Origin of the sequence: Pseudomonas sp. ICMP 460 (genome assembly GCF_002723595.1) — a bacterium.
Taxonomy (GTDB): domain Bacteria; phylum Pseudomonadota; class Gammaproteobacteria; order Pseudomonadales; family Pseudomonadaceae; genus Aquipseudomonas; species Aquipseudomonas kitaguniensis.
In genome coordinates, this window is the sequence record NZ_LKBR01000089.1 from 1 (window position 1) to 213 (window position 213).

1 pseudogene is annotated in these 213 nt (G+C 57.7%); it reads right to left on the bottom strand.

Features of this window, described 5'->3' with window-relative positions:
- Nucleotides 1-19: 19 nt before the first annotated feature.
- Nucleotides 20-169, bottom strand: a pseudogene (locus AO240_RS28180) (LysR family transcriptional regulator); the annotation flags it as partial.
- Nucleotides 170-213: the final 44 nt, after the last annotated feature.

The window sequence follows — 213 nt, forward strand, 5'->3', positions numbered from 1 at the left end:
TTTGGTTTGGGGTTCTTCCTCAGCGCACCGCGCTCACGCCGTCCAGTGTCGAAAACGAGGTGTCTTTCGCCGTCAGCAAAAAGTCACGCATATACGGCGCGTCCAGCATGTCGGCACGAATTCCCGCGTACAGCGTCGCAAACAAGCCTTTCTCACCCAAGAGCACGGCGGCCTGAAAGCCGACCTGAGTGGTTGAAGCAGATCAAAAGCGGG